1 tRNA gene and 1 rRNA gene are annotated in these 227 nt (G+C 51.5%); both read left to right on the top strand.

Going from position 1 to position 227, the window contains the following annotated elements:
* A 16S ribosomal RNA gene (locus KW842_RS27950) occupies positions 1 to 74 on the top strand; the annotation flags it as partial.
* A gap of 76 nt (positions 75 to 150) precedes the next feature.
* A tRNA-Ile gene (locus tag KW842_RS27945) sits at positions 151 to 227 on the top strand.

Raw genomic sequence — 227 nt, 5'->3', positions numbered from 1 at the left:
CGGTAGGATTCGTGACTGGGGTGAAGTCGTAACAAGGTAGCCGTATCGGAAGGTGCGGCTGGATCACCTCCTTTCTAGAGTTTGCAGGTTCTTCGGAACATTTCAAGCGCTCACACTTATCGACTGTGTTTAAAGAGAACAGCAAATATTGGGGCTGTAGCTCAGCTGGTTAGAGCACCGTGTTGATAACGCGGGGGTCGTTGGTTCGAGTCCAACCAGCCCTACCA

Source organism: Duganella sp. sic0402, from assembly GCF_019219065.1.
Taxonomy (GTDB): Bacteria; Pseudomonadota; Gammaproteobacteria; order Burkholderiales; family Burkholderiaceae_D; genus Rugamonas.
This window is presented reverse-complemented; position numbering and strand designations above follow the sequence as displayed.